General features: G+C 62.9%; 16 protein-coding genes. 11 read left to right on the plus strand and 5 right to left on the minus strand.

What is annotated here, in order from left to right; translation table 11 throughout:
• From ACIPHM_RS00005 to ACIPHM_RS00025, 5 genes are all read left to right on the plus strand, one after another.
• Positions 1–430, plus strand: a 430-nt coding sequence (locus ACIPHM_RS00005; protein ID WP_400322958.1) for an ureidoglycolate lyase, incomplete at its 5' end; no start/stop codon positions are given.
• A 610-nt stretch (positions 431–1,040) separates the two neighbouring features.
• On the plus strand, positions 1,041–2,465 hold the full coding sequence (locus ACIPHM_RS00010) for a circularly permuted type 2 ATP-grasp protein (RefSeq protein WP_400322961.1): 1,425 nt from the start codon (positions 1,041–1,043) through the stop codon (positions 2,463–2,465).
• 44 nt (positions 2,466–2,509) lie between these two features.
• Entirely contained in the window at positions 2,510–3,502 is a 993-nt protein-coding gene (locus ACIPHM_RS00015) for an alpha-E domain-containing protein (RefSeq protein WP_400322963.1), read from the plus strand.
• Positions 3,503–3,506: 4 nt separating this feature from the next.
• Positions 3,507–4,313, plus strand: coding sequence for a transglutaminase domain-containing protein (locus ACIPHM_RS00020; RefSeq protein ID WP_400322966.1), 807 nt, complete (start codon positions 3,507–3,509; stop codon positions 4,311–4,313).
• A 49-nt stretch (positions 4,314–4,362) separates the two neighbouring features.
• Positions 4,363–5,208: a peptidase gene (locus ACIPHM_RS00025; RefSeq protein ID WP_400322969.1), complete on the plus strand. Its 846-nt coding sequence runs from the start codon at positions 4,363–4,365 to the stop codon at positions 5,206–5,208.
• Positions 5,209–5,278: 70 nt separating this feature from the next.
• Here the strand turns inward: ACIPHM_RS00025 and ACIPHM_RS00030 are convergent, their stop codons facing one another.
• From ACIPHM_RS00030 to uraH, 4 genes are all read right to left on the minus strand, one after another.
• Positions 5,279–6,658, minus strand: a complete 1,380-nt coding sequence (locus tag ACIPHM_RS00030; RefSeq protein ID WP_400322972.1) for an MATE family efflux transporter — start codon at positions 6,656–6,658, stop codon at positions 5,279–5,281.
• Positions 6,659–6,968: 310 nt separating this feature from the next.
• Positions 6,969–7,193 carry a hypothetical protein gene (locus ACIPHM_RS00035; RefSeq protein ID WP_400322975.1) on the minus strand — a complete coding sequence of 75 codons (225 nt, stop codon included), beginning with the start codon at positions 7,191–7,193 and terminating at the stop codon, positions 6,969–6,971.
• A gap of 70 nt (positions 7,194–7,263) precedes the next feature.
• Positions 7,264–8,469: a urate hydroxylase PuuD gene (locus tag ACIPHM_RS00040; protein ID WP_400322978.1), complete on the minus strand. Its 1,206-nt coding sequence runs from the start codon at positions 8,467–8,469 to the stop codon at positions 7,264–7,266.
• Positions 8,470–8,509: 40 nt separating this feature from the next.
• Positions 8,510–8,860: a hydroxyisourate hydrolase gene (gene uraH, locus ACIPHM_RS00045; RefSeq protein ID WP_400322981.1), complete on the minus strand. Its 351-nt coding sequence runs from the start codon at positions 8,858–8,860 to the stop codon at positions 8,510–8,512.
• A gap of 433 nt (positions 8,861–9,293) precedes the next feature.
• On the opposite strand from uraH, the gene ACIPHM_RS00050 reads away from it, so the two are divergent.
• Positions 9,294–10,667, plus strand: coding sequence for a nucleobase:cation symporter-2 family protein (locus tag ACIPHM_RS00050; protein WP_400322984.1), 1,374 nt, complete (start codon positions 9,294–9,296; stop codon positions 10,665–10,667).
• Positions 10,667–12,025, plus strand: coding sequence for an 8-oxoguanine deaminase (locus ACIPHM_RS00055; RefSeq protein WP_400322987.1), 1,359 nt, complete (start codon positions 10,667–10,669; stop codon positions 12,023–12,025). Before ACIPHM_RS00050 ends, ACIPHM_RS00055 begins: the two co-directional genes overlap by 1 nt.
• A gap of 218 nt (positions 12,026–12,243) precedes the next feature.
• Here the strand turns inward: ACIPHM_RS00055 and ACIPHM_RS00060 are convergent, their stop codons facing one another.
• Positions 12,244–13,182, minus strand: a complete 939-nt coding sequence (locus ACIPHM_RS00060; protein ID WP_400322989.1) for a LysR substrate-binding domain-containing protein — start codon at positions 13,180–13,182, stop codon at positions 12,244–12,246.
• Between the two features lie 231 nt (positions 13,183–13,413).
• Here ACIPHM_RS00060 and ACIPHM_RS00065 point away from each other — a divergent pair, with 231 nt between their 5' ends.
• The 4 genes from ACIPHM_RS00065 (at position 13,414) to ACIPHM_RS00080 (ending at position 18,395) form a co-directional block, all read left to right on the plus strand.
• Positions 13,414–14,973 (plus strand): ABC transporter ATP-binding protein, encoded by a 1,560-nt coding sequence (locus ACIPHM_RS00065; RefSeq protein WP_400322991.1) that lies wholly within the window; start codon positions 13,414–13,416, stop codon positions 14,971–14,973.
• A 126-nt stretch (positions 14,974–15,099) separates the two neighbouring features.
• Positions 15,100–16,206, plus strand: coding sequence for an ABC transporter permease (locus ACIPHM_RS00070; RefSeq protein WP_400322993.1), 1,107 nt, complete (start codon positions 15,100–15,102; stop codon positions 16,204–16,206).
• Positions 16,207–16,216: 10 nt separating this feature from the next.
• Positions 16,217–17,146 carry an ABC transporter permease gene (locus tag ACIPHM_RS00075; RefSeq protein ID WP_400322996.1) on the plus strand — a complete coding sequence of 310 codons (930 nt, stop codon included), beginning with the start codon at positions 16,217–16,219 and terminating at the stop codon, positions 17,144–17,146.
• A 100-nt stretch (positions 17,147–17,246) separates the two neighbouring features.
• Entirely contained in the window at positions 17,247–18,395 is a 1,149-nt protein-coding gene (locus tag ACIPHM_RS00080) for a BMP family ABC transporter substrate-binding protein (RefSeq protein WP_400322998.1), read from the plus strand.
• Positions 18,396–18,455: the final 60 nt, after the last annotated feature.

The raw sequence follows: 18,455 nt of genomic DNA on the forward strand, positions 1-18,455 counted from the left end.
TGGGACGACCGAGCGGTTTCACGATCTGGCGACAGTCGATTTGGGTCCGGAGGGTGGCCGCACGTTGGTCAACGTATTCCGGGGTCAGCCCAGAGTGTTGCCGTACGAGGTGACGATGCTGGAGCGTCACCCGTTGGGCAGTCAGGCGTTCATTCCGTTGAAGAGCACGCCGTATCTGGTGGTTGTGGCGCCGGCGGGCGAGTTGGACGTTGGGAAGATGCGGGCCTTCGTCTCCGATGGCTGGCAGGGCGTGAACTACGCGAGAGGCGTGTGGCATCATCCGTTGTTGGCGTTGGATGAGGTGAGCGACTTCGTGGTCGTCGACCGGGGTGGCGAGGGTCACAACTGTGACGAGCAGGATTTGCCGGGCGTGTATGAATTGACGCAGGCGGGGTTGGACGCAGTGCGGCTGGCACAGAAGGCAGCGTAGGCAGAGAAATACCGAGAGAAAAAGCGGAGACGCCGGGCAGACGCTCGGCGTTTTGCATTGGGGGGGGAGAAAACGAAGTAAGCGTGTGGAAGATGGGGGGTGAGGCGGGGGGAGGGACAGGAGGCGTGTGGGCGACGGCACGGCCGTCCCGCAGCAGTTGCGGAGCACGTGCGGGGCGGCTGTGGCGTCGCGATGGCGCTGGATGAGAGCGGTGTCGACGGGACGTGGGGGTGGGATAGGGGGTGGGAAGCGGGCGGTGTCGGTTGAGGGACTGGGGGAGAGGAGGGAGACGGACCGGGGCCCCTTTCTGCGGCGAGTTGGGTTTATGTCTGAGCGGCGGAAAGGGGCTCCGGTCCGTCAGGGGGGAGGTTTCAAGGGGGGGGGGGAGCCAGAGGCATCAGAAAAGAAAACAAACCAGAGGGGTAAAACCAGAGGGGTAAACACACTCGACTGAGGGGAAAACCAACTCCTATACTTCCGGAATCCCCTGCGTGGTGCGGTAACGGAGGAGGGTGGCACCGAAAGCGTGCGTGAGGGGAGTCAAAAGGGTGAAAAACAGCTCGGGCATGGATATTGCTCGATCTCGACACGGCAATCTGCGGAGAAGCGTATGGTCGAGAGCTATAACGAAATGGCGAGCATCACGGGTGCGACGCGCGCGCACTATCGGCGGTTTGACGATTGGCTCAAATGTCAGCCGGACGATGTCTTGCACCACAAGCGAGCCGAGGCCGATCTGGCGTTCCGGCGCGTGGGGATCACATTTGCTGTTTATGGAAACGAGGCGGGCACCGAGCGTCTCATCCCCTTCGACCTGATTCCAAGAATCATCCCGGCGCATGAGTGGCAGACCTTGCAGACTGGGTTGCGTCAGCGTGTAGAGGCGTTGAACCGGTTCATACACGACGTCTACCATGAGCAGAACATCTTGCGCGCGGGTGTCATTCCGGCTGAGCAGGTGTTGAAGAATGCGCAATATCGTCCTGAGATGCAGGGCGTCGACGTTCCGGGCGACATCTACTCCCATATTGCGGGGGTGGACGTTGTGAGAGCGGGAACCGGCGACGACGGCGTGTTCTACGTGCTTGAGGACAATCTGAGAGTGCCGTCCGGGGTGTCATACATGTTGGAGAACCGCAAAATGATGATGCGGTTATTTCCAGAGTTGTTCGCGAGAAACCGAATCGCGCCTGTAGAGCATTACCCGGATCTGTTGCTGGACCACCTGCGCGCAGTGGCGCCCATTGGCGTTGACGATCCCACCGTCGTTGTCATGACCCCGGGCATATACAACTCCGCCTACTTCGAGCATGCCTTTCTGGCTCAACAGATGGGCATTGAACTCGTCGAAGGCCAAGACCTCTTCGTAGAAGACAACCTCGTCTACATGCGGACCACCAACGGTCCCAAGCGAGTCGACGTCATCTATCGTCGAATCGACGACGACTTCCTTGACCCGCTTGCATTCCGTGCCGACTCCACCCTCGGGGTGCCCGGCTTGCTGAGCGTGTACCGGGCGGGACGCGTCACTTTGGCCAATGCCATCGGCACCGGCGTGGCCGATGACAAATCCATCTACCCCTTCGTGCCCGACATGATCGAGTTCTACCTTGGGGAGAAGCCCATCCTCAACAACGTGCCGACCTACCAGTGCCGCCGGCCGGACGAACTGGCGTACACCCTCGACAACCTCGGCGAGCTTGTCGTCAAAGAAGTTCACGGGGCGGGCGGCTACGGCATGCTCGTTGGGCCTGCGTCCACCAAGGCCGAGATCGAAGCCTTCCGGCAGCGGCTCATTGCCAAGCCAGACGGCTACATCGCCCAGCCCACCTTAGCCTTGTCCGCGTGTCCCACCTTCGTTGAAGCGGGTATTGCGCCACGCCACATCGACCTGAGACCCTTCGTCCTGTCGTCCGGCAAAGGTGTGACCATGGTGCCGGGAGGCCTCACCCGCGTGGCGCTCACCGAGGGATCGCTCGTCGTCAACTCCTCGCAGGGCGGGGGGACCAAAGACACCTGGGTTCTGGAGAAATAAGCGGCGCTAGTCAGAGATAACAGACAACCTATCGGGAAGAGATCATGCTCAGCCGTACCGCCGACCACTTATTCTGGATGGCTCGCTACATGGAGCGGGCCGAGAATACTGCGCGCCTGCTCGACGTCAACCTGCAAAACCTGCTGCTCCCGCAAGACCCCATCGACGACGAAGACGACACCGATATTGCGCATGCGCTCGCGGGTGGCATCGACAACGAAGCCGGATGGCGCGCCACCTTGCGCATCTCCGAGCTCGAACCCGCCTTCAATCGAAAACATGCGCGCGCCACACGGGCCAACGTGCTCGACTTCGTTGTGCGCGACCGGGACAACCCGTCCAGCATCGCCTGCTGCCTGGCGGCCGCGCGAGAAAACGCCCGCGCCGTGCGGGGCACATTGACCACCGAACTGTGGGAGACCGTCAACAGCACCTGGCTCGAATTCCCTCGCATGCTCGACCTGCTCGAGCGCGACCCCGCTCATCTGTTCGAGTGGGTCAAAGTGCGCTCCCACCTCTCGCGCGGCGTGAGCTTCGGCACCTTGTTTCAGGACGATGCCTTCTACTTCACCCGTCTCGGCCTCTTCCTTGAGCGCGCCGACAACACCGCGCGTATCCTCGACGTGCGCTTTCACGAAGCCGCGCACAAAGCCGGGCCGGACCCCTCGCATCCGACAGACTTCTACTACTGGTCCGCCGTGCTGCGCAGCGTGTCCGGGTTCGAGATTTACCGGAAAGTTTACCGGGACGTCATCACCCCCGAGCGCGTCGTCGAACTGCTCATGCTCAACGCCCATATGCCGCGCTCATTGCTCGCGTCGCTCACGGGTGTGTGCGAAAACCTCGCCACACTCTCCAATGCCCAGTCCGGCGACGTTGAACGATACGCCGGGAAACTCCAGTCCGAACTCAAATACACCGACATCCAGCAAATCCAGCAACAAGGCTTGCACCCCGTCCTGACCGAGTTTCTCGAGCGAGTGTCCGTGCTCGGCAACAAGATCAGCCAGACATTCCTGATCCCGCTCGCCGCCTGACGCCATGCGCCTCACCATCCGCCACGACACCACCTACCGCTACGACACGCCGGTGCGCTACACCATTCAGCAGCTCCGGCTCACGCCCGCGGCGTCCCAAGTGCAGCGCGTCGTACATTGGCGGCTCAGTGCGCCGGGCAAACTCACGCCCGCGCGCGACGCCTACGGAAACGACATGCACACCCTCGTGCTGCACCAGCCGCACAACGAAATCCATCTGCTCGCCGAGGGCGAAATCGAAACCGTGCCGCTCGTCGACGGCAAGCTCGGGGAGACGAGCCACGCCGTCCCAGTGTTATCCTTCGCCAGCCCCACACCGCTGACCGGACGCAGCGACGGCATCGACGCACTGGCCGCCGCCGCTGGCGTGACCACGCCGGGCGAACTGCTCGCGCTCGCCGCGTCCATCTGCGAAAACGTCGACTACGAGTCTGGCATTACCGCCGTCACCAGCACCGCCGCACAGGCGTTGGCGCTGGGGCGGGGCGTCTGCCAGGACCATGCTCACCTCATGCTCGCCGTGTGCCGGGCGCGGGGCGTGCCTGCAAGGTACGTTAGCGGATACATCGATCCGGGCGACGTGCCGCACGCGGCCAGCCACGCGTGGGTCGACGTCTGGGTGGCGGGAGCAGGGTGGGTCAGCGTCGACGTCACCCATGCGTGCTTCGCCAGTGGCAACTACTGCCGGCTGGCCGTGGGGCGCGATTACGAGTCCGCGGCGCCCGTCAGAGGCATGCGCAGCGGCGGGGCGACCGAAGCGCTGCACGTGTCCGTGACCGTCGAGACCGTGTCGCCCGATCAACAACAATAGATTTCAACATGACGAGGCTGAGTGCCTCGTTTGGCAAGACAGGAACGACATGACGTATTGCGTGGCCATGAAGCTCGATGCCGGGCTCGTCTTTCTCTCCGATACCCGTACCAATGCGGGTGTCGACCACGTCAGCACCTTTCGCAAGATGCTCGTCTTCGAGCGTCCGGGCGAGCGCGTGCTCGTGCTGCTCTCCGCGGGTAACCTCGCGCTTACGCAGGCCGTGCGCCAGCAACTCGTCGAAGCGCGCGATACCGACACCCTGTGGACCGCCAAGACCATGAGCGACGTTGCGCGCGTTGTGGGCCAGGCCATTCGCGATGTCTACGCGCGCGACGCCAAGGCGCTCGAAGCCTTCGGCGTCGACTTCAACTGCAGCTTCCTGCTCGGCGGACAAATCGCCGGCACGCCGAGTCGCCTGTTCCAACTCTACTCGGCGGGTAACTTCATCGAAGCGTCGTCCGTCAATCCGTACTTCCAGATCGGCGAGTCCAAATACGGCAAGCCCATCATCGACAGGCTCGTCACGCCCGCCACATCGCTCGACGATGGGGCCAAATGCGCGCTCATCTCCATGGACTCCACGCTGCGCTCCAACGTCTCCGTGGGGCTGCCGCTCGATCTGCTCGTCTACGAAGAAGACAGCCTGCGCGTAACGCGTTTCGCGTCGCTCGACGACGAAAACGTCTACTACAAGATGATTCACGACACGTGGGGCTCGCGACTGCGTCAGGTGTTCGACGAACTGCCCGAGCCGCAATGGGCCGCCGGCGACGTTGGCGTGTCCGCCTTGCCGCCGCCGCGTGCCACGCCGCCCGACGGCGCGCCCGGTGCCGATGACGAGGCCAACGTCCAGTCGCTCGCGCAAACCTTCTCGCTGAAGATGCCGAGCTGAGCTTTCGCAGCGTCACAATGAAAAAACGGCGTGACTACGAAGTCACGCCGTTTTGCGTTGCGCCTGCGCGTTAGCCAGACGTTGCCGGTGCCAGCAACGCTTCGCTGCGGTGACTCCGCCAGTACAGCCATGCGCTGATCGCCAGCGTCAGCACTTCGGTAATCAGCAGCGTGTACCAGATGGCCGCGCCGCCGAGCCAGACGTTGAGCAACCACAGAATGCCCAGCAACACTACCCAGCTTCGCAGCATCGCGATGGCTGCCGACGGGCCCGGCGCTTCCACGGCGGTCAGAAAACCCGCCACGATCAGATTTCCGGCGGCCGGCAGAAACGCCAGCGCGTACCAGAGCACGGCGTGCTCGAGAATCGACCACGCCTGAATGCCCGCAGGCAGGAACAGGAACGTGAGTGGACGAGCCAGCGTTGCCATCGCAACAGCCACCAGCACCGAGAAGCCCGTCACTGCAATCGCGCCCAGCCGGAACGACTCGCGCAGCGCCTTCAGGTCACGCGCGCCACGATAGAAGCTGATCATCGGCTGCATACTTTGCACCAGCGCGACCATCGTGACCGAGGCGCCGAGTGTCATGTACTCCAGAATGGCGTAGGCCGCCAGCCCGGTTTCACCGAAGTTCGACAGAATTACGCGGTTGAACGCGAATACCGTCACCGCCGGCGCGATCGCTCCGAGAAACTCCGACGCGCCGTTGTACATCGCACGCCAGACGTGGACCTCGCCCTTGCCGAACGCGCGCCATGCGGGCACCACGTGTCTGGCCAGCACGAAGTGATACGCGAGCATCACGCTGCTGGAGACCATCATCGACAAGCCCGTGGCGAGAGCGGCGCCGTACATGCCCATTCCCTTCACGGCGATGAACCAATAGTCCAGTCCCACGTTGGCGAGCGCACCCATGAACATCGCGTACAGGCCGAAGCGCGCGGCCGGTGCACCTTCCACGCGCAGGAAAAGCTCCAGCGCATAAAGACCGTTGGAGAAGAGCACGAACCAGCCCCAGCCCGACAGATAGTCCACCACGTCTTGCGTGATCGGACCCTCTGCACCGAGCGCGGCGGCGATTTCGTGGCGCAAGCCCAGCACGCCGGCACTCATCACAATGCTGAAGGCGAGCATGATCCAAAGCACCTGCGAGAACGCACGACGCGCTTCGGCCTCCCGTCCCTCGCCAAGCAGACGGGCAATGAGCGTGGCGCCGCCCACCCCCGCCATCACGCTGAACGCGTAAGGCACGTACAACAGCGGCACAACGAGGTTGAGCGCGGCCAAGGCCTGTTCGCCGGCGTATCGGCCGATGAAGATCCCGTCGATCAGCGTGTAGACGGTGTACACCCAACCGGAAAGAATGGTCGGGATTGCGAGTGAAGTGAATTGTTTGAGCAGCGACGTCCTGACGCCCTGCGTGGATTGGCAGAAAGTGGAATGAGACATGGTCCCCCCGATGACATATCGCCGCGTCGTGTCGGGACGCAGCTCACCGTGGCTTGCACATCGAAAACTTACGAATGGGAGATTGATCGGGCGCGCGCAAGCGATGGCGCACCCGTCCCGCCCGACACATCACGCGCAGCATCAGTGCGCGAGAGACGTTGTCAGGCAGACAGATCGGACGGAGGGAACATCGCCTGATGCAGATGCACCCAGACGACGCCTTGCCGCGAAGCGGAGAAGACGAGGAAGTTCATGGTGTTGTTTGCGTGACGGGCCTGCCGTGGAAAGGCATCGCGCCGGTAGTTGAACGTCATGGGAAGGTTGGGCGGATGCCGTCCTGACAAAACGTCACGCCCGGACTGCCGGGCGCGTAGTACAGACCTGCGTACCTATGCCGAAGTTCCCCAATGGCGGTTTCGGTGTCCTTGCCCGAGGGCAAACCGAACATTCGGCGGTGTTCGCGAGTGAACTGCTGCACGCTTTCGTAGCCCACGGCGAACGCCGCGCGACGGGCCGAAACGTCGTCTGATGTCATCAGCCGTCGCGCAAAAAAGGGGCGCAGAAGCGCCCCAACATGGGTCCAGCAAGAAAGACAGGCGTCGCCGTTATTGTTGTGCGCCGCCGTTGAACCAGGCGGCGATCTTCTGGCGTTCCTCGTCGGTCATCTGCGTCACGTTACCCAGCGGCATTGACTTGAGCGCCACGGATTGCTGATAGATCCGTTGTGCGTTCTGAGAGATCTCCGCGGGCGTGTCGAGCATCACGCCTGCCGGTGCACTGCCCATCATGGTCGGCTTGGCCGAGTGGCAGGTCGCGCAGCGTTGCGTGAGGATCGGCGCAATCTCCGAGAGCTTCACGGCCGGGGCGGCGGTTTCACCGTGAGCGCCGGCGGCCGGCGCCGGGGCGGGGCGCGGTGCGGCGAACACGGCAACGCCTGCGAGCAGTGCGGCGCCGGCGATCGGCAGGGCGTACAGATTCTTGCCTGCGTGACGCAGCACGAAGAACTGACGAATCATTGCCCCTGCGGCCATGATGATCGTGAGGATCACCCAGTTATACGGGTTGCTGTACGTGAACGCATAGTGGTTGCTGATCATGATGAACACGACCGGCAGCGTGAAATACGTGTTGTGCACCGAGCGCTGCTTACCGAGCTTGCCCCAGATCGGGTTCGGCACTTCGCCCTTCGCGAGGGCGTCCACGCTCTTGCGCTGACCCGGAATGATCCAGAAAAACACGTTGGCGGACATCGACGTGGCCATCATCGCGCCCACGATCAGATACGCGGCACGACCGGCAAAGATGTGCGTCGTGGCGTACGTGGCGGCCACCACGAACAGGGCGACGGCGATACCCAGCACGCGCTCGTTCTTGCCCAGCAAGCGGCACATGAAGTCATAGACGAACCAGCCGCCGATCAGGAATGCCACCGCGAGGCCCACGGCCTGGCCCGGTTGCAGATCCATCACGTTCTTGTCGATCAGATACGTCTGCGGTTGCAGCAGATACAGCACGCAGAACAGCGCGAAGCCCGAGAGCCACGTGGTGTACGACTTCCACTTCGACCAGTGCAGCGCTTCCGGCATCTGCGGCGGCGAGTTCAGGTACTTCTGCGCGTGGTAGAAACCACCGCCATGCACCGACCACATCTCGCCGTACACGCCTTTCTGTTTGTCTTCGGCAGCCTTGGGCGGCTTCAGACCGTTGTCCAGCATCACGAAATAGAACGACTCGCCAATCCACGCAATGGCCGCCACCACATGCAGCCAGCGCAGCAACAGATTGACCCAGTCGGTAATAAACGCTTCCATCTTATGTTCTCCTCAACTGCCTGACATTCACGCTCGCGATTTAGCTGCCGCGATACGTGGAAAAGCTCCACGGCGACACCAGAAGGGGCACGTGGTAATGCTGGGCGGGCTCGGCAATGCCGAAGCGCAGCACAACGCGATCGACGAAGCGCGGCGTTGGCACCTCCACGCCCTGGGCGGCAAAGTAGTCGCCCGCGTGGAACACCAGTTCGTATTCGCCCGCGACGAACTCGTCGCCTTCGAGCAGAGGCTTGTCGCAACGGCCGTCGGCATTCGTTTGCACGTCGCGCAGCGAGCGGCGTTCGCCGTCCACGCGCCACAGCTCGACACGGATGCCCGTGCCAGGCTTGCCGTGCGATGTATCAAGTACGTGGGTAGTCAGTCGTCCCATGATGTCTCCTGTGATGGATGGGTGCATTGTAGGGAGATGGCGGCCGGGCAACGGGCGCAATAACAAAGATAAAAACGTGCACATACCGTGTCACGCCAGACAAAAAAATGACGCACATCAACGGGGCACGTCGAGGTGCTGAGCGTGAGCAGCATGCACCGTGTTCGGGGTTTTGGGGACCACTATGCGTTTGCGTTATCCGGGCTATAACGTGGTACGTATGAAGCGTTATCGCAGCGCGAGTCGACTCGTCCGGAAAGTCCAATGGTTACGTGCATTCTTGGGGAAAACCCGGCATGCATCATAAGCATTCATGCATACGTTCCCTGAAAAAAACACTATAGGCCCTGATGGTCTTGCCGCAAAAGGCGTCGACCTGCACCATTGAGTCACCCTAAAAATAGACAACAGCCCCGCGAGGGACGGAGACGCAATGAGTGTGACAACCAATGCCGTAGATCCGGTCGACGAGCGACTGCCGATCGGAAAACTGTTCATGCTGGGCCTGCAACATGTTCTGGTGATGTACGCGGGGGCAGTCGCCGTGCCGCTCATCATCGGCGGCGCCCTCGGTTTGCCCAAGGATCAGATTGCCTTCCTGATTTCCGCGGATCTGATGTGCTGCGGTATCGCCACGCTGATTCAGAGCGTTGGCGTGGGCCGCTTCGGGATTCGCATGCCGGTCATCATGGCCGTGACCTTCGCGGCCGTTGGACCGATGCTCGCGATTGGCACCAATCCGTCGCTGGGGCTGCCCGGGATCTTCGGGGCGACCATCGCCTCGGGCATCATCGGCACGCTGATCGCGCCGCTTGTCGGCAAACTTTTACGATTCTTCCCGCCCATCGTCACCGGCATCGTGATTACCTCCATTGGCCTGACGATTATCGGCGTGGGCATCAATTGGGCGGCCGGTGGTGTGGGCAACCCCGATTACGGCGATCCGGTCTACCTGGGCGTATCGTTTGCGGTGCTCATCTTCATTTTGCTGATCACGCGTTTCGTGAAGGGCTTCTTCTCGAATATCGCCGTGTTGCTCGGCATTCTCTTCGGCTTCGTTATCGCATTGATGCTGCACAAAGTGAACTTCGACGGTCTCGATCAGGTGAAGTGGTTCGACGTCGTGCTGCCGTTCCATTTCGGCATGCCGGTGTTCGATCCGTGGGCGATCGTCACGCTCACCATCGTGATTCTGATTACCTTCATCGAGTCGACGGGCATGTTTCTGGCGCTCGGCGAGATCGTCGGCAAGCCGGTCGATGAGAAGGCGCTGGTGGCGGGGCTGCGTGTCGACGGCGTGGCGACGGTGATCGGCGGGCTGTTCAACACCTTCCCGCATACCTCGTTCTCGCAGAACATCGGTCTGGTTGGCGTGACGGGCGTGAAAAGCCGCTGGGTGTGTGCGTCGGCCGGCGTGATCCTGCTTGTGTTTGGCCTGATTCCGAAAATGTCGGTGGTGGTCGCGTCGATTCCGCAATTCGTGCTGGGCGGCGCCGGTGTGGTCATGTTCGGCATGGTGCTCGCCACGGGCATCAAGATCCTGTCCAAGGTCGACTACACGGATAACCGCTACAACCTGTATATCGTTGCCATCAGTATCGGGATGGCGATGATCCCGGTGGCGTCGAACAAGTTCTTCGCGAAGATGCCGGAACAACTTGCTCCGTTGCTGCACAGCGGGATTCTGCTCGCCACGCTGTCGGCCGTGATTCTGAACGCTTACTTCAATGGCTTCAAGGCGCCGCTGGCCAACGGAAACGGCCACGACGAGAAGAACGGCACAGGTATCGGGCTGGAGGCGCACTGATGAAAACGCTGCTCGTCAAGAATGCCGAAGTGCTCGTGACGATGGACGCTGGCCGCCGCGAGATTGCCCGCGGCGGGCTGTACGTCGAGGACAACCGGATCGTGGCCGTCGGCACCAGCGACACGCTGCCCGATACGGCCGACGAAGTGCTGAACCTCGCCGGGCATGTCGTCATCCCCGGTCTGGTCAATACGCACCATCACATGTACCAGAGCCTCACGCGTGCCATTCCGGCCGCGCAGGACGGCGAACTGTTCAACTGGCTGACAAACCTGTACCCGGTGTGGGCCAATCTCACGCCGGAGATGATTCGCGTCTCCACGCAGACGGCGATGGCCGAGTTACTGCTCTCGGGCTGCACTACGTCGAGCGACCATCTCTACATCTATCCGAACGGCTGCAAGCTCGACGACAGCATCGAGGCCGCGGCGGAGATCGGCATGCGCTTCCATGCGAGCCGGGGCAGCATGAGCGTTGGGCAGAGTCAGGGCGGCCTGCCGCCCGATCGTGTGGTCGAGCGCGAGGACGACATTCTCAAGGACACCCGGCGCCTCATCGAGACGTATCACGACGAAGGCCGCTATGCGATGTTGCGCGTGGTCGTCGCGCCGTGCTCGCCGTTCTCCGTGAGCCGCGATCTGATGCGCGAGTCGGCGACAATGGCGCGTCACTTCGGCGTGTCGCTGCACACCCATCTGGCGGAGAACGTCAACGACATTGCCTACAGCCGGGAGAAGTTCGGCATGACGCCGGCCGAGTACGCCCAGGATCTGGGTTGGGTCGGTCACGATGTGTGGCATGCACACTGCGTGCAGCTCGACGAAGCGGGTATCGCGCTCTTCGCGAAAACCGGCACGGGCGTGGCGCATTGCCCGTGCTCGAACATGCGGCTCGCGTCCGGCATCGCGCCGATTCGCCGGATGCGCGACGCCGGCGTGCCCGTCGGGCTGGGCGTGGACGGCTCGGCATCGAACGACGCGGCCAGCATGATCAACGAAGTGCGTCAGGCATTGTTGCTCCAACGCGTGGGATTCGGCCCGAATGCGATGACCGCGCGCGAGGCGTTGGAAATCGCCACGGTGGGCGGCGCACGCGTGCTCGGCCGTGACGATATCGGCGTGCTCGCCGCGGGCATGGCGGCGGACTTCGTGGCGTTCGACACGCGTGGCGTCGGCATGGCCGGTGGCCTGCATGACCCGGTGGCGGCGCTGGTCTTCTGTAATCCTGGACAAGCTGCGTACAGCGTGGTGAACGGACGGGTGGTGGTGCGCGAAGGGCGTCTGGCGACGCTTGATCTGCCGTCGCTCGTCACGCGTCACAACGCGCTGGCGCGGCAACTGGCCGAGGCTTCCCGATAAGGCGTTGCCACACCGGCCCTCTGTTCATGGCAGGGGGCTTGAGGGCCGGTTCACCCCAATCTCAGGATTCGGGTGAACCGGCCTTCACGTGGCGATGGGTAAACGGGAAGTCGGGGGGCGTTCCTGTGCATGAGGAACGCTGCTGTGCGGTTCGGCGGAGCGGTGGGGGCCGCTCCGTCGGTAAAAACCGGTGTGCAACCCAGAAAGGCATCAACGAATTACGGCTGCGTACGCGATTCGAGTAGTGTACGCGTCGCGTCGGAAATGACGCTACGCAGCCAGCGTACCTCGTCCGAGTAGTGCGTACGCTCGTGCCAGAGTTGGTAATACTGCATCGGCGGGAAGTCGATGGGCGTCTCCAGCACGGTGAGCGGCAGGAATTCCGCGTAATGGTCGGCGAACAACCGCGTCGTCGTAAAGATCAGATCCGATTTGAGCAGCACGTACGGCGCCAGATTGAAGTACGGGATCGTGACGACCACATTGCGCTTGAGACGCTCGCGCGCGAGATGCATATCGATGGCGCCCCGTTGCGCGACGGAATAGGGCGTCGGTGCGAGATGCGGGCTACCGAGATATTGGTCCAGCGTGAGGCCGCGTTTCGCATACGGATGCGTATTGCGCACCAGACACACGATCTGGTCGACGAAAAGATTCGAGAGGTGGAGCTGCTCGGGCGGTTCGGGCCAGTTGCCAATGACGATATCGACCTTGCCGTCTTCTAGCGCATGCTCGTAATCGAAGGCCGGGCCGAGCGAATGCAGTTCGAGTTGCGCGTTGGGGGCCTGCTGGCGGAAGCGTTCGACGACCGTGGGCACGAAGAGCGTATTGAGATAGTCGGGCGAGCCGATGCGGAAGGTGCGCACCGTTGTGGCCGGATCGAAATTCGATTGCTGCACGGTGATGCGCTCGATTTCACGCAACGCGTTCTGCGTCGGCTCCAGCAGCGACTGTCCGTATTCGGTGGGCACCATGCCCGATTTGCCGCGCACCAGCAGCGGGTCGCCGGTGATGTCGCGCAAGCGCCGCAGCGCCGCGCTGATCGCCGGCTGCGACTGGTTCAGTTTGACGGCCGCACGCGTCACACTGCGCTCGATCAACAGGGTGTGAAGAACGCGCAGTAAATAAGTGTCAATCGGTTCGCGGTTTTGGCTCATGAGAAATATAACGATCCGAATATGTCGGACCCTGAATTGCATAAGTAAATCATTATGAAGGACAAGATCGGGGGGCTCTATAGCGGAAACTCCCTATCACCAAAATAGAGGCTTGTCGTTCGTAAAGGAGTTGTAGATGCCGTGTTATTGACACACGCTCGACATTTCTCTGCGAATTGGGTATTTTCGGACCGCCCAAGCCCCGAACTCAGACTCAGTCAGACTCCGCCAGTGACACTTTCCCTGCAATCGACGCCACGTCTGGCGCTGACCGGCATCACCAAACGCTATCCGAGCGTGGTGGCTAACGACGACATCGCATTGAGCGTATTACCCGGCGAGATTCACGCCGTACTCGGTGAGAACGGCGCAGGTAAGAGCACGTTGATGAAGATCATCTACGGCGCCGTGCGCCCGGACGCGGGGGAAATCCGCTGGGAAGGGCAGCTGGTGCGCATCGACAGTCCGGCCGCCGCGCGCAAGCTGGGCATCGGCATGGTGTTCCAGCATTTCTCACTCTTCGAGACGCTGAGCGTCGCGGAGAACATTTCGCTCGCGCTCGATGACGCCGGGCACGACCTGAAGGCGCTGTCTCAGCGGATTCGCGACGTCTCGGCCCAATACGGGCTAGAAGTCGATCCGGCGCGCCATGTTCATAGCCTGTCGGTGGGCGAGCGTCAGCGCGTGGAAATCGTGCGCTGTCTGTTGCAGAATCCGCGCCTGCTCATCATGGACGAACCGACGTCGGTGCTCACGCCGCAGGCCGTCCAGAAACTCTTCACGACCTTGCGGCGGCTGGCCTCCGAAGGTTGCAGCATCGTCTACATCAGTCACAAACTCGACGAGATTCGCGATCTTTGCGACCGCGCGACGGTGCTGCGCGGCGGACGCGTGTCCGGCCACGCCATTCCTCGCGAGGAGACGGCCGAGACGCTGGCGCAAATGATGATCGGGCGCGCATTGCCGCAGATCGAGCGGCGCGCGCATCAGCCGGGCGATGTGCTGCTGTCCCTGCGGAAGCTGTCGATGACCAGCGACGACCCGTTCGGCACTTCGCTGCACGAGGTCAATCTCGACGTGCATGCGGGCGAGATCGTCGGTATCGCGGGCGTGTCCGGCAATGGGCAGGCCGAGTTGCTGGCGGCGCTCTCCGGGGAAACACGTGCACCGCAGGCTGAAGCCATCGTATTGAACGACCGCGCCGTCGGACGCATGGGGGCCGCGACCCGGCGGCGTCTCGGGCTGGCCTTCGTGCCGGAAGAGCGCCTCGGGCGCGGCGCCGTGCCGAGCATGTCGCTCACGGACAATGCGCTGCTCGGCACGTCCGGCACGGCATATCTCGGCTTGTTGCGCGGCGGATGGATTCGCCGCGGCACGCTGCGCAAGTTCGCGTCGCTGTGCATCGAGCGCTTCAACGTCAAGGCCGGCGGCCCGGACGCCGCTGCGCAAAGCCTCTCGGGCGGCAATTTGCAGAAGTTCATCGTCGGACGCGAGATCCTTCAGGAGCCTCGGGTGCTGGTGGTGGCGCAACCGACGTGGGGCGTCGATGTGGGGGCCGCCGCCTTCATCCGTCAGCAACTGCTGGACTTGTCCGCCCGCGGCGTTGCGGTGCTGGTGCTGTCCGAAGAGCTCGACGAGCTTTTCGAGATTTGCGACCGGATCACGGTGCTCGCGCAGGGGCGTCTGTCGCCGGTGCGCAAGCCCGAGCAGACCGATGCGCGCGAGATCGGCCTGTGGATGGCGGGAATGTTCCCCGGCGGTGCGGGCGAGCGTGCAGGGGCTCCGGCCTGAGTTCGTCAGCATCGGCAATACCTGCATCACCCGTTTTTCTCTTTGCGCCAGTGTCTGATTTGCGCTGGCGCGAACGCCGTAACGTTTTCATCGGCTTACCTCGGTTTTCATCGATTTCCAGACACCATGTTCGATTTCACGCTTGAGCCACGGCCAAGTCCTTCGCGCACCATGCGGCTCGCCATGCCGTTGGTGGCCACGCTCATTACGCTCGCTGGCGGCGTGCTCATCTTCAGTTTCCTCGGCAAGAATCCGGCGCAGGCGATGGCCGCGTTCTTCCTCGCGCCCATTAGCAGCCTGAACGGGTGGTCGGAGTTGCTGCTCAAGGCGTCGCCGCTGTGTCTGATCGCGCTCGGGCTGGCCATCGGCTATCGCGCCAACGTGTGGAACATTGGCGCGGAAGGGCAGTTGCTGCTGGGCGGCATCTTCGCGTCCGGCGTGGCGATTCATTTCGACGGTCATGGCGGCCCGTGGCTGCTGCCGCTGATGATGGCCGCCGGTGCGCTGGGCGGCATGTTGTGGGCCGCCATTCCTGCGCTGTTGCGCGTGCGCTTCAATGCCAACGAGATTCTCGTGAGCCTGATGCTCACGTACGTCGCCACGCAGTTGCTGATCTATCTGGTCAGCGGTCCGTGGCAGGACCCGCACGGCATGAACTTCCCGCAGTCGATCAACTTCAGCCGCGACGCGCTGTTTCCTCGCTTCTTCGGCGACTGGCACTGGGCGCCGTGGCGGGGCACGCGTCTGAACGCGTCCGTCTTCATGGCCGTGGTTGCTGTGCCCGCTGCATGGTGCTTCATGCGCAAGAGCTTCGCGGGCTACCGGATGGAAGTGGGCGGACTCGCGCCGCTGGCCGCCCGTTATGCGGGGTATTCGGAGCCGCGCGCCGTCTGGCTCGCGCTGCTGATCGGCGGGGCTGCCGCCGGGCTGGCGGGCACGGGTGAAGTTGCCGGTCCGGTCGGCCAGTTGCAGGCGACGTGGGCGCCGGGGTATGGCTTCACGGCCATCATCGTGGCGTTCGTCGGCCGTCTGCATCCGGTGGGAATCGTGCTCGCGAGCCTGCTCATGGCGCTGCTTTACCTCGGCGGCGAAGCGGTCCAGACATCGCTCCAGTTACCCAAGGCCATCAGTGGCGTCTTCCAGGGGCTGCTGCTGTTCAGTCTGCTCGGCTGCGACGTCTTCGTGAACTACCGCTTGCGCCGTCGCGTTCGTGCGCAGGCGAGCGGCGTCTGAGGAGCGCGGCATGGACTGGATCAATTTGCTGACGCCGCTGGCCGCAAGTGCCGTGATCGCGGCCATCCCGCTCATGCTCGCCGCGTTGGGCGAACTGGTGACGGAGAAGTCGGGCGTGCTGAACCTCGGCGTGGAAGGCACCATGCTCATGGGCGCCATCGGTGCGTTCGCCGTCACCGTGCAGACGGGCAACCTCTGGCTCGGCGTGCTGGCGGGCATTGCGTCGGGCGTTGCCATGTCGGCCATCTTCGCGTGGCTCACGCTCTCGCTCATGGCCAATCAGGTGGCCACGGGACTGGCGCTGACGATCTTCGGCATCGGCCTCTCGGCGTATGTCGGGCGTCCGTACACCGATGCCACGATCCCGATGCTGCGCGATATGCCGATTCCGGGGCTGTCGTCGATTCCGGTGCTGGGGCCGTCGGTCTTCTCGCTCAATCCGCTGGGCTATCTCTCGGTGGCGCTGCTCGCGGCGATTGCCTGGTTTCTGTACCGCACGCGCGCCGGACTGGTGCTGCGCTCGATTGGCGAGGCGCCGTCCGTGGCGCATGCCATCGGCTATCCGGTGGTGCGTATTCGTTATCTCGCGACGCTGTTCGGCGGTGCGATGTCGGGGCTCGCGGGCGCTTATTACTCCGTGGGCTATCTGCGTCTGTGGCAGGAGAACCTGACCGCAGGCCGCGGCTGGATTGCGCTGGCGCTGGTGGTGTTCGCAACGTGGCGTCCCGGCCGTACGGCGCTCGGCGCGCTGCTCTTCGGTGTGGTCATGGCGCTGCAATTCCAGGCGCAGGCGATGGGCATCCGTATCCCGTCGCAAGCGTTGGCGAGCCTGCCGTATCTGGCGACCATCGTCGTGCTGGTGATCATTTCGCGCAATCGTCAGACGATTCGCCTGAATGCCCCGGCGTCGTTGGGGAAGCCGTTCTTTGCGGGGTCATGATTCGCAGATGGGGCGCTGATGCGCCGCTGTCTGCGGGCAGCGCGAGGTGGTGTGCGACACAAGAATTCAACTGAAACAATCGATGACGAGGAGAAAATCGATGCGACGTAAAGTCCTGATCACGATGGCGAGCCTGGCGGCCGCCATGCTGGTTTCCGCCTGCGGCAAGCAGGAGAACAATACGGCGAACGCGCCCGCGGCCGCTTCCGACGCGCAAGCCTCGGCGGCCCCCGCCGGCAAGGGCCCGATGGGCGTGGCGTTCGTCTATATCGGGAACCCGGGCGACGCCGGCTGGACCTATGCCCATGAGCAAGGCGCGAAGGCCGTCGAAGCCAAGTACGGCGACAAAGTTACCGTCACCCGCGTGGAGAACGTGCCGGAAGGGGCGGATTCGGAGCGTGTGTTCCGCGATCTGGCGAGCAAGGGCAACAAGCTGATCTTCGGTACGTCGTTCGGTTACATGGACTCGATGGTCAAGACGGCTGCCGATTTCCCCGATGTCACGTTCGAGCACGCCACCGGCTTCAAGTCGGCGCCGAACCTTGGCACGTACGACGTGCGTACGTACGAAGGTGCACATCTGGCTGGTGTCGTCGGCGGTTATGTCACCAAGTCGAACGTGATCGGCTACGTGGCTTCGGTACCGATTCCCGAAGTGATCCGCAATATCGATGCGTTCACCATCGCCGCGCGCGAAATCAATCCGAAGGTCAAGGTGAAGGTCGTCTGGATCAATAGCTGGTTCGATCCGGGCAAGGAGCGCCAGGCGGCGGAATCGCTCGTCGGTCAGGGCGCAGATGTGCTGATGCAGAACGTCGACTCGGCCGTGGTGATGCAGGTGGCCGAAGAGAAGAAGATCCACGCCTTCGGCTGGGATTCGGACATGAGCAAGTTCGGTCCGAACGCACACCTCGGGTCCGCGGCCATCGACTGGAGCAAGTACTACGTGCGCACCGTCGATGAAGTCATGCAGGGCACGTGGAAGAACACGCCGGTCTGGGGTGGCATCAAGGAAGACGAGATCAACCTCGTGGCCATTAACGACAAGGCCGTATCGGAAGCCGCCCGCAAGGCGGTGACGGCGCGCCACGACGCGATTCGCGACGGCAAGTACGACCCGTTCACCGGCCCGATCAAGGGCCAGGACGGCAAGGAAATCGTGCCGGCCGGCAAGACGCTCAACGACGACGAGAAGCACCAGATCAACTGGTTCGTCGACGGCGTCGAAGGCTCGCTGCCAAAGCAGTAACGACATCTGCCGCCTGTGCGGCGCTCTGTTGTGAGAAAACCGCCGGGGTTTGCCGGCGGT

Origin of the sequence: Pandoraea sp. NPDC087047, from assembly GCF_044745225.1 — a bacterium.
In the GTDB taxonomy this organism is placed as follows: Bacteria; Pseudomonadota; Gammaproteobacteria; order Burkholderiales; family Burkholderiaceae; genus Pandoraea.

What these genes read in the sequence shown, in the direction of transcription:
- ACIPHM_RS00010 (WP_400322961.1), top strand. Translation starts at nt 1,041, where the DNA reads ATGGTCGAGAGCTATAACGAAATGGCGAGCATCACGGGTGCGACGCGC.
- ACIPHM_RS00015 (WP_400322963.1), top strand. Translation starts at nt 2,510, where the DNA reads ATGCTCAGCCGTACCGCCGACCACTTATTCTGGATGGCTCGCTACATG.
- ACIPHM_RS00020 (WP_400322966.1), top strand. Translation starts at nt 3,507, where the DNA reads ATGCGCCTCACCATCCGCCACGACACCACCTACCGCTACGACACGCCG.
- ACIPHM_RS00025 (WP_400322969.1), top strand. Translation starts at nt 4,363, where the DNA reads ATGACGTATTGCGTGGCCATGAAGCTCGATGCCGGGCTCGTCTTTCTC.
- ACIPHM_RS00030 (WP_400322972.1), bottom strand. Translation starts at nt 6,658, where the DNA reads ATGTCTCATTCCACTTTCTGCCAATCCACGCAGGGCGTCAGGACGTCG.
- ACIPHM_RS00035 (WP_400322975.1), bottom strand. Translation starts at nt 7,193, where the DNA reads ATGACATCAGACGACGTTTCGGCCCGTCGCGCGGCGTTCGCCGTGGGC.
- ACIPHM_RS00040 (WP_400322978.1), bottom strand. Translation starts at nt 8,469, where the DNA reads ATGGAAGCGTTTATTACCGACTGGGTCAATCTGTTGCTGCGCTGGCTG.
- uraH (WP_400322981.1), bottom strand. Translation starts at nt 8,860, where the DNA reads ATGGGACGACTGACTACCCACGTACTTGATACATCGCACGGCAAGCCT.
- ACIPHM_RS00050 (WP_400322984.1), top strand. Translation starts at nt 9,294, where the DNA reads ATGAGTGTGACAACCAATGCCGTAGATCCGGTCGACGAGCGACTGCCG.
- ACIPHM_RS00055 (WP_400322987.1), top strand. Translation starts at nt 10,667, where the DNA reads ATGAAAACGCTGCTCGTCAAGAATGCCGAAGTGCTCGTGACGATGGAC.
- ACIPHM_RS00060 (WP_400322989.1), bottom strand. Translation starts at nt 13,182, where the DNA reads ATGAGCCAAAACCGCGAACCGATTGACACTTATTTACTGCGCGTTCTT.
- ACIPHM_RS00070 (WP_400322993.1), top strand. Translation starts at nt 15,100, where the DNA reads ATGTTCGATTTCACGCTTGAGCCACGGCCAAGTCCTTCGCGCACCATG.
- ACIPHM_RS00075 (WP_400322996.1), top strand. Translation starts at nt 16,217, where the DNA reads ATGGACTGGATCAATTTGCTGACGCCGCTGGCCGCAAGTGCCGTGATC.
- ACIPHM_RS00080 (WP_400322998.1), top strand. Translation starts at nt 17,247, where the DNA reads ATGCGACGTAAAGTCCTGATCACGATGGCGAGCCTGGCGGCCGCCATG.